Here is an 8325-nt window from a genome sequence, read left to right as displayed (position 1 = left end):
TACAATCGGGCTGATGCGTGACAAGCCAGCTCTGCAGCCCTTTGCTGCTGGCCGAGCGGATGCCGTTGAGGTTGAGCGTGGTCAGTTTGAACAAGGAATTCCTTATGGGTGGGCAAGCGGATGCGGCAACGGTCACGGCGCCAGCAGGTGCGGGTGCTGCACTGGCGCAAGATTTTGTGCAGTTCTGCGTTGACGCGGATGTGTTGCGCTGGGGTGAGTTCAAGACCAAGGCCGGGCGCCTGAGTCCGTATTTTTTCAATGCCGGGCGCTTCGATGATGGCGCCAAGCTCGGGCGGTTGGCGCAATTTTATGCAAAAGCCTTGTTGGCCAGCGGCATCGAATTCGACCTCATATTCGGCCCGGCCTACAAGGGCATTCCGCTGGCTGCCACACTCGCCGTCGAGCTGGCGCGCCAAGGCCGCAGGCTGCCGCTTGCCTACAACCGCAAGGAAGCCAAAGACCACGGTGAAGGCGGCACCTTGGTGGGCGCGCCGCTGGTGGGCCGGGTCTTGATTGTCGACGACGTCATCAGCGCTGGCACCGCCGTGCGTGAATCGATTGCGCTGATCGAGGCCGCCGGGGCCAAGGCGCAGGCGGTGCTGATCGCGCTCGATAGGCAGGAGCGGGCCACTGAAATCGGCCCCGACGGCTGCGTGCGTGAGGTCGCGCACAGCGCGGTGCAGCACGTGCAGCAACAACTCGGATTGCAGGTCTGCTCGATTGCGCGCCTGACCGATCTGCTGCACTATCTGCACGCCCATCCCGGTGCCGGGCTGGACGTTCACTATGAGCGTGTGCTGGCTTACCGCCAGCGCTATGGCGTGGACTGACGCGTATGTGGCAGCCAGCGCCGCGCAGCCGCTCGTCTGGACTGGAGTCCTTGTGGCGGCTCGGTGGGCTGGCGCTGCTGTGCTGGCCCTGGATCGCGCTGGGTCAGACGCCAGCCGACATCTACACCTGCATCGACGCGCAGGGCCGACGCCTGACCAGCGACCGCCCAATACCCGCTTGCATCGATCGCGAACAGCGTGTGCTGGGCAGCACCGGCGTGCTGCGGCGTGTGCTTCCGCCCAGTCTGAGCCCCGAGGAGCGCGCCCGGCTCGATGCCCAGCGCCGACTCGATGCGCAGCAGCGCGAGCGCCAGGCCGAGGAACAGCGCCGCGAGCGCGTTTTGCTGATGCGTTTTCCCACTCGGGCGGTTCATGAGCGCGAGCGCAGCGAGGCGCTGGCTCAAATCGATGCAGAGATGGCCGTGCTGCAGCGGCAGGCGCAGGCGCTGGCGCACCAGCGTCAAGAGATTGACACTGAGCTCGAGTTTTACCGCGGCGATCTGAACCTGGCACCACCTTGGCTCAGGCGCAAATACGACAGCCACGCGCAGCAGGTGCAGTTGCAACAGCGGTTTTTGCAAGAGCAGCGGCAGGAAAGGCAGCGGGTTCAGGAGCGCTTTGACGAAGAGCTGACCCAGTTGAGCGGGCTCTGGGTCGTCGGCGCGGACACGCCGCGCTGAGGTGCTGGGTGCGCGCTCAGCGCAGTTTCTGCTGTAGCAGCTCGTTGACCTGTTGCGGGTTGGCCTTGCCCCGGCTGGCCTTCATTACCAGGCCGACCAGGGCGTTGAAGGCTTTGTCCTTGCCGGCGCGCAATTGTTCGACCAGGGGCGCGTTGGCGGCCATCACTTCGTCGATGATTTTTTCCAGCGCGCCGCTGTCGCTCATTTGTTTGAGTCCCTTGGCTTCGATCAAGGCATCGACATCGCTTTGCGCCGCCGTCCACAGCGCTTCCAACACCTGCTTGGCGGCGTTGTTCGACAGCGTGCCGTCGGCGATGCGAGCGAGCAGCTGGGCAAGCTGTTCGGCGCTGACCGGCACCGCGTCGAACGCTTTTTCCTCTGCGTTCAGCCGCCGCGAGACCTCGCCCATGATCCAGTTGCTGGCCATCTTGGCCTGGCCGGACGCCTTGGCTGCGGTCTCGAAGTAGGCCGCCATGGTCGGGCTTTGCGTCAGCGTGCTGGCGTCGTATTCGGGCAGTCCGTGCTCGCGCACCAGGCGCTCGGCCATGGCGCGCGGCAGCTCGGGCATAGACGCGCGCACCTGCTCGACCCACTCGCGATCGATCACCAGCGGCGGCAAATCCGGGTCGGGGAAGTAGCGGTAATCGGCCGCGTCTTCCTTGCTGCGCATGGCACGCGTCTCGCCGCTTTCGGGGTCGAACAGCACGGTGGCTTGCTCGATGGCGCAGCCGTCCTCGATCTGCTCGATCTGCCAGCGCGCTTCAAAATCGATCGCTTGCTGCATGAACTTGAACGAATTCAGGTTCTTGATTTCGCGCCGCGTGCCCAGCGGCGCGCCGGGCTTGCGCACCGAGACGTTGGCGTCGCAGCGGAAGCTGCCTTCTTGCATATTGCCGTCACAGATGCCGATCCAGGTGACGATTTTGTGCAGCTCCTTGGCATAGGCCACCGCCTCGGCGCTGCTGCGCAAATCGGGCTCGGTCACGATCTCCAGCAGCGGCGTGCCGGCGCGGTTGAAGTCGATGCCGCTCATGCCGTCAAAGGCCTCGTGCAGCGATTTGCCGGCGTCCTCTTCCAAGTGCGCGCGCACCAGGCGCACCGTTCGTTTTTCCGATTGCCCTGAGCCTGTCGAAGGGGCACCCAGGAAGAAACTGACCGCGCCGCCTTGCACCACCGGGAGCTCGAATTGGCTGATCTGGTAGCCCTTGGGCAGGTCGGGGTAGAAGTAGTTTTTGCGCGCGAACACGCTGTGCTCGGCCACCCGGGCGCCGACGGCCAGTCCGAAGCGAATGGCGTGCTCGACCGCAGCGCGGTTCATCACCGGCAGCGTTCCCGGCAGCGCCAGATCGACCGCGCACGCCTGGGTGTTGGGCGCGGCGCCAAAAGCAGTGGGCGCGCGGCTGAAAATCTTGGACTGCGTGGCGAGTTGGGCGTGGGTCTCAAAGCCAATCACGACTTCGTAACCTTGGATGAGCAATTGTTTTGTCATGCTTGAAATTCAACGGTCTTCATCTGCGTGGCGACACACCACCACGCTTGCGGATGCGATACCCAAGACGATAGATATCGGGCATATCCAACCTGGAGTCCTCATCGCGAAGTATCAAAATACCGAGCCCGACCAAGGTGTCCTGCAGCTTTTGACTGTTGGAAGTGAATCTGTCGCCTTCATCCCAAGGCACGAACACACTTTTGGCAGAACATTGCTCGCTGATCAATCGAGGGGTCGGTGTTCCATCTACCCCAACGCTCCAAACACCATAAATTTCCTTCACCGTAATTGGCGTCAACCTCTCGTTGAACGCGGCAAGCGCAGTGCCAACCCAGAAGTAGTCTTCCTTTAACTCTTCAACACGCGCATCACTTGCGGCTCGCACGCCATGCTGTATATCCGCAGGCATAAGCACAGACGTTGAGTTGGGTTTTTGCGATGCCTGGAGAGCTTCTTTGAGGGATGCTGCGAAAGTACGTGGGCTTACTCGGTCTTTGCCATCGGCCAAGTGCTTGTACCACCAGGTGTAAACGTGACCTTTGGTTGGACTGCTTCCCATGTACGGGGGGGCAAGGAGCTTTAGGAGCTCGGTCAGTTTCCCTGCATCTGGCGGCGACTGAACAAGCACTTCATGCCAAAAACCATCGCTCAGTTGTGGTTGCGGTGGACCAAACGTATCACTCAAGAGCTTTTGAAATCCTTTGCTCCCCTGTGCCAGCTTATGCCAATGCAAAGCATAGATGTCTTCTCTGGTCCATTTGAGATGAACTGCTTCGTTGACCAACTTAGAGGCATCGGGAAAGGACAGCACGCTGGGCATATTGGTCATGTCTTCCCGCAAAAAGACCTTCAATCGTAAACCCTTGAGCTGCCGAGCATCCAACAGGAGTTGTAACAACCCACGCAAGTAATCAACGCTGTGCGCCAGTCGCCCTTGCATCCGATCTAGCGCATCAAAAACCACGAGCGCTACTTCGCCGGATTGCGACAGGGCTAAGTTGATCTGCTCCAGTGAACGTATGAGCGCGTCTGGGTTGCGATCGGCCCACCGCAGCGCCTCTGTCCAACCACCATCGCTAGTTGGATCGGGCATACCAATAACAACACCTCTCGCCTCACACAGAGACCGCAACTCATTCAACACCAGGGCTAGCCAAAGTACACGAGGCTCCAGTGAGTCTTGCAGCTTTTCCAGGAGAGTTCTGTCTGGCAAGCGTGTCGAAAGCGCATCAACATCCCACCGTACAGATCCAACAAACCGCAACTTGTCGAACCCCTTGACCACTTTGGACAAGGCGGGTCGCAGGCTTTCGGTAGTCAGCGCCTCGCTCCAGAACGACTTGCCAGCACCACGCATCCCGATCACCAGGGGTCGATCCAATGCCAATGCGCGGACATGTGCTGGTGGAAAGAAGATGTCTGTCGGCTGCGTCGGCTTGTCTTCAGACCGCCAGTTTTGAGCCACATTTAACAACTCAGATCTCAGTTGAGTGGCTTCCTGGCTATTCATGATCAAGGTCCTCAGCTCCAAGCAGTTGATCCAAGAGTTGCTTCAGTTCACCAAATGCTTTTTCAAATACGGCAGCATCCAACTGTGCGGGGTTTTGGATGGGGTCGAAGTGCCGCAGCACATCGTCCCATCGCACACGCCAAGGACGGTGGGGTGCATCGGGATCGTCGGCACCGTAGTTGAAACCATCACTCTCCATCTGGTCTGCCTTAAGCTCTTCGTAAAGATGATCCAAAAACAGTCGGTAGCTGGCATCAAGAAAAGCACGGTCGTATCCAGCATCGACCGGCGTCAAAGCACTGACCACATGCAGCTTTGATCGGAAGTCATCACCACCGGCCCGAAGATGAGCGAAATGCTGCCAGTGTTTGAACAAGTGCCCATAGGCAGCCCAAGTCGCCCGCCCATGGGTTGCAAACAACAGCCCATGAGCATCGAGCTGCGTCAGCGCCACGGCGGCTGTATCGTCAACTCCAGCTCGCGAGTCCAGCAAGACGACATCGGGCTGCAACTCAGCTTCTAGACCATCCAAAAGGCGCTTGAATCGCCGCACATACCCTTGCTCTGCGACGTCCTGATACAGACGCCCCAGCTTGCCGACGTAGTCCTGCGTCTCTCGTCCAAAGGAAGGCGCAACCCACACGGCCCCTTCGCCGACCACCGTGGCTTCCAGACCACTGCGCTCAACCAAGCGTCTGGTAGAGATCAGTTCACTGGCGAGTTCTGGACGAATAGCATCAAGCGCAAACCAGTCGAGCAAACCGTAGTCGGGTCGCAAATCGTCAGCAAGCAACGTGGCAGACACTCCTGGAGATTCGAAGTCAGCATCAAGCACCAACACCTTCTTGCCTTGGGCGAGCAAGTAGTACGCCGACGCCAGCAATGCGCTGCTTCGGCCCACCCCTCCTTTGATGCCGAAGAACACAACACGCAAAGGATGAGGTCCGTCAACTGCTGATGGCGACTGAGTCCATATCTTTTCTTTCGCCTGTCTCTCAATCCAATACACCGAAAGCGGGTCCAGTTCGTCCCAAAGCACCTTGTCAGTGCCGGCCCACAAAGCGTCAGCATCAAACAAATCTTCCGAATAAACAAACCCATCTGGCTCGAACAAAAGAACACCCGTCGCAGCCGCCAGTGCATCTCTTGCTGCTCGCAGCGCCGCGCGAGAAGCTTCCGGCAGCTTGTCGAATTTTTTGCTCCCCGGCACCCCAATATGAACCCGCCCTTGCCAATCTCGAACGATCAAGAGCGAGTTGAAGGGCGGATCGAAACACTGGAGGTACTGTTGCCACTCGTTTTTGTGAGCCTCAAGCGCCCCTCTTATGGCATCAATACAGTCGTGCGTTTTGAGGTGCAGATCAATCGTCATGCCAATCCCCTCTGAACCAACTGCAACAGTCCCAACAAACCTCGCGCGCTTTTTTGGTGTGTCGCAACCGCAGCAGCGGCGAACTCCGGACGCGCCCGATTCAAGTAGCGCTGCCCCACGTCCCATCCAGAAAATCCACCTTGATGTTTGGTGGCTGCAGCGACACGGCTGGGATGCGTTTGTAGTACTTGATGGTTCGCGAACTCGGCCCACAAGCTAGCGCCGATGTGATTTCGCGATACTCGATTTACTTGCGGTTGGAGATTGCTCATCAACGCCTTTAGCACGCACTCCGCAGCGATTCCGTAACAATGACTTGCAGTCGCCGGATGCTCTGAGTGCACTGCATCCGCACTCAAGAAATGACGTTCGGCTGCGTCCGCGTAGTCATGCATATCAATAGCCCTGCGGCGTCAACAGGTGCCAGTCGGTCGCGCGCTGGAACGCATCGGCCGTTTGCAGCAGTTCGGCTTCGCGCAAGTGCTTGCCGATCAGTTGCAGGCCGACCGGCAGATGGCCCGCGCCAAAGCCGGCCGGCACGCTCATGCCGGGCAGGCCGGCCAGCGAGGCGGGCAGGGTGTAGATGTCGGCCAGGTAGTTGGCCACCGGGTCGTCGCTCTTCTCGCCTATCTTCCAGGCCACCGTGGGTGCGGCCGGGCCGGCGATCAGGTCGCACTGGGTGAAGGCCTGCTGGAAATCCTGCGCGATCAGGCGGCGGATCTGCTGCGCCTTCAGGTAGTAGGCGTCGTAATAGCCGTGGCTCAGCACATAGGTGCCTATCATGATGCGGCGCTGCACCTCGGGGCCAAAGCCCTCGCTGCGCGACTTCTTGTACATCTCGGTCAGGTTGTCGTACTGCGCCGCGCGGTGGCCGAACTTCACGCCGTCGAAACGGCTCAGGTTCGACGAGGCTTCGGCCGGGGCGATGACGTAGTAGACGGGAATCGACAGCTCGGTGCGCGGCAGCGAGATGTCGACCAGCGTGGCGCCCAGCTTTTCATATTCGGACAACGCGGCGCGCACGGCGGCCAGCACGTCCGGCGCACAGCCTGCACCAAAGAACTCTTTCGGCAAACCGATGCGCAAGCCCTTGAGCGGCTGGGCAGCGCTTGCACCCTCACGCGGTTTCCCGAGCAGGCGCGTGTAGTCCTCTTCGGGCGAGTCCAGGCTGGTGGAATCGCGGTCAATGTCGGGGCCGGCCATCACGCTCAGCAGCGTGGCGCAGTCGGCGGCGCTGCGCGCCATCGGGCCGGCCTGGTCCAGGCTGGAGGCGAAGGCCACCATGCCGTAACGCGAGCAGCGGCCGTAGGTGGGTTTGATGCCGGTGATGCCGGTGAAGCTGGCGGGCTGGCGAATGGAGCCGCCGGTGTCGGTGCCGGTGGCCGCGGGTGCCAGGCGCGCGGCCACCGCCACCGCCGAACCGCCCGAAGAACCGCCCGGTACGCGCTGCGTGTCCCAGGGGTTGCGGGCCACGCCGAAGGCTGAGTTCTCGTTGCTGCTGCCCATGGCGAACTCGTCGCAATTGAGCTTGCCCAGGGTCACGGCGCCGGCCGCCGCCAATTTCGACACCACGGTGGCATCGAACGGGCTCTGGTATCCCTGCAGCATCTTCGAGCCGGCGGTGGTGGGAAGGCCCTGGGTGACGAAGATGTCTTTGTGCGCCAGCGGCACGCCCAGCAGCGGGCCGCATTCGCCCGCGGCCACGCGCGCGTCGGCGGCCTTCGCCTGGGCCAGGCTCAGGTCTTCGTTGAAGGCGAGGTAGGCGCCCAGGCTGGCGTGCTGGCGGGCGCGCGCCAGCAGGTGCTGCGCGGCTTCGACGCTGGAGGTTTTTTTGTGGCGAATAGCAGCGGCCAGTTCGGCCACGCCCAGTTGGTGCAGGTCGTTCATTCGATCACCTTGGGCACCAAAAACAGGCCGCTCTCGACGGCAGGGGCACTTTTCTGGTTGGCTTCGCGCTGGTCGGGCTCGCTGACCACGTCGGGGCGCAGACGCAGGCTCACGCAGTCGATCACGGCGGTGGGGTGCGCCAGCGGTGCCACGCCGCTGGTGTCGACCGCGTTCATCTGCTCGACCAGATCAAAAAAACCGTTGAGCTCGCACAGCAAGCGTTGACTCTGGGTGGGCGAGAGATCCAGGCGCGCCAGTTTGGCGATGCGCCCGAGATCGGACTGGGTGAGGGACATGTCTGGTAGAGCTTGATGCGGCGGCGCGGGTGGTTCTGCCCGGCGGGCCGCAAGGACGCTGAAACGGCTTGTAAAGCAAGGCTTTGGCTGGATGATCGATGCAGTTGGGCGCAGGGCTTGCGGTATTATCGGCTGTTTAGCGGCAATACCCGCGCTCAACGGTCTTCCCTGCTTCGGCGGTGACTTTGCAGTTGGCCACGCACGCCCAGATACCCGGCGGCAGCCATCCGAAGCGGCGACCGCTCCCCACAGGATTCG

7 protein-coding genes and 1 pseudogene are annotated in these 8325 nt (G+C 61.2%); 2 read left to right on the top strand and 6 right to left on the bottom strand.

All coding sequences use genetic code 11. The annotated features are described in order from the left end of the window. A pseudogene (locus EST26_RS08835) lies at nt 1–106 on the bottom strand (exodeoxyribonuclease III); the annotation flags it as partial. Between EST26_RS08835 and pyrE the strand changes: the two are divergent. Both pyrE and EST26_RS08825 read left to right on the top strand, forming a co-directional pair. Then, nucleotides 105–830, top strand: a complete 726-nt coding sequence (gene pyrE / locus EST26_RS08830) for an orotate phosphoribosyltransferase (protein ID WP_291067122.1) — start codon at nt 105–107, stop codon at nt 828–830. The pseudogene EST26_RS08835 and the gene pyrE sit on opposite strands and share 2 nt — an antisense overlap. 5 nt (nt 831–835) lie before the next feature. After that, entirely contained in the window at nt 836–1510 is a 675-nt protein-coding gene (locus tag EST26_RS08825) for a DUF4124 domain-containing protein (protein ID WP_291067120.1), read from the top strand. Nucleotides 1511–1526: 16 nt separating this feature from the next. On the opposite strand, the gene gatB is transcribed toward EST26_RS08825, so the two are convergent. The 5 genes from gatB to gatC all read right to left on the bottom strand — a co-directional run bounded on the left by gatB (nt 1527) and on the right by gatC (nt 8067). Continuing rightward, nucleotides 1527–2999, bottom strand: a complete 1473-nt coding sequence (gatB, locus tag EST26_RS08820) for an Asp-tRNA(Asn)/Glu-tRNA(Gln) amidotransferase subunit GatB (RefSeq protein WP_291067118.1) — start codon at nt 2997–2999, stop codon at nt 1527–1529. A 19-nt stretch (nt 3000–3018) separates the two neighbouring features. Beyond that, nucleotides 3019–4512, bottom strand: a complete 1494-nt coding sequence (locus tag EST26_RS08815) for a hypothetical protein (RefSeq protein ID WP_291067116.1) — start codon at nt 4510–4512, stop codon at nt 3019–3021. Further along, nucleotides 4505–5884 (bottom strand): hypothetical protein, encoded by a 1380-nt coding sequence (locus EST26_RS08810; protein WP_291067114.1) that lies wholly within the window; start codon nt 5882–5884, stop codon nt 4505–4507. Before EST26_RS08810 ends, EST26_RS08815 begins: the two co-directional genes overlap by 8 nt. A gap of 396 nt (nt 5885–6280) precedes the next feature. Then, nucleotides 6281–7771, bottom strand: a complete 1491-nt coding sequence (gene gatA / locus EST26_RS08805) for an Asp-tRNA(Asn)/Glu-tRNA(Gln) amidotransferase subunit GatA (RefSeq protein WP_291067112.1) — start codon at nt 7769–7771, stop codon at nt 6281–6283. Further along, nucleotides 7768–8067 carry an Asp-tRNA(Asn)/Glu-tRNA(Gln) amidotransferase subunit GatC gene (gatC, locus tag EST26_RS08800; RefSeq protein ID WP_291067110.1) on the bottom strand — a complete coding sequence of 100 codons (300 nt, stop codon included), beginning with the start codon at nt 8065–8067 and terminating at the stop codon, nt 7768–7770. Before gatC ends, gatA begins: the two co-directional genes overlap by 4 nt. Nucleotides 8068–8325 lie beyond the last annotated feature (258 nt).

It is taken from the genome of Hydrogenophaga sp. (assembly GCF_014773545.1).
GTDB lineage: Bacteria > Pseudomonadota > Gammaproteobacteria > Burkholderiales > Burkholderiaceae_C > Hydrogenophaga.
The sequence above is the reverse complement of the archived record's forward strand: the minus strand, read 5'-3'. Positions and strand labels throughout refer to the sequence as shown.

Bases quoted from the DNA above. Each gene is read 5' to 3' on its own strand.
- pyrE (WP_291067122.1), top strand. From the start codon at position 105: ATGGGTGGGCAAGCGGATGCGGCAACGGTCACGGCGCCAGCAGGTGCG.
- EST26_RS08825 (WP_291067120.1), top strand. From the start codon at position 836: ATGTGGCAGCCAGCGCCGCGCAGCCGCTCGTCTGGACTGGAGTCCTTG.
- gatB (WP_291067118.1), bottom strand. From the start codon at position 2,999: ATGACAAAACAATTGCTCATCCAAGGTTACGAAGTCGTGATTGGCTTT.
- EST26_RS08815 (WP_291067116.1), bottom strand. From the start codon at position 4,512: ATGAATAGCCAGGAAGCCACTCAACTGAGATCTGAGTTGTTAAATGTG.
- EST26_RS08810 (WP_291067114.1), bottom strand. From the start codon at position 5,884: ATGACGATTGATCTGCACCTCAAAACGCACGACTGTATTGATGCCATA.
- gatA (WP_291067112.1), bottom strand. From the start codon at position 7,771: ATGAACGACCTGCACCAACTGGGCGTGGCCGAACTGGCCGCTGCTATT.
- gatC (WP_291067110.1), bottom strand. From the start codon at position 8,067: ATGTCCCTCACCCAGTCCGATCTCGGGCGCATCGCCAAACTGGCGCGC.